Annotated in this window: 1 protein-coding gene; it reads right to left on the bottom strand. The window is 45.0% G+C overall.

Features of this window, described 5'->3' with window-relative positions:
* On the bottom strand, window positions 1–262 hold a 262-nt coding region (locus SB751_RS31825; protein WP_410749251.1), incomplete at both ends, for a 3'-5' exonuclease.

Raw genomic sequence — 262 nt, 5'->3', positions numbered from 1 at the left:
TGATGATGATGTCCGGGTCTTTTTCACGGATGATTTTCAGGAAACGTTTGATCATTTCACGTTCAGAAGAAACAACTTCAACGTACGGCAGGTCGATTTTTTTCCAGGTGATAACTTTCGCTTCTTCTTCGTCCGCGTAAGAGATCATGATGATCGGACCTTTACCGAATTCTTCACCTTCCTTGTACAGGGTTTCGATGTCGAACGCCAGCAGTTTCAGTTCTTCGTCACCTTCCATCGGGATCAGACCTTTGTCGATCAG

Origin of the sequence: Cupriavidus sp. SIMBA_020 (assembly GCF_046535395.1) — a bacterium.
Classification (GTDB): Bacteria; Pseudomonadota; Gammaproteobacteria; order Burkholderiales; family Burkholderiaceae; genus Cupriavidus; species Cupriavidus campinensis.
The sequence above is the reverse complement of the archived record's forward strand: the minus strand, read 5'-3'. Positions and strand labels throughout refer to the sequence as shown.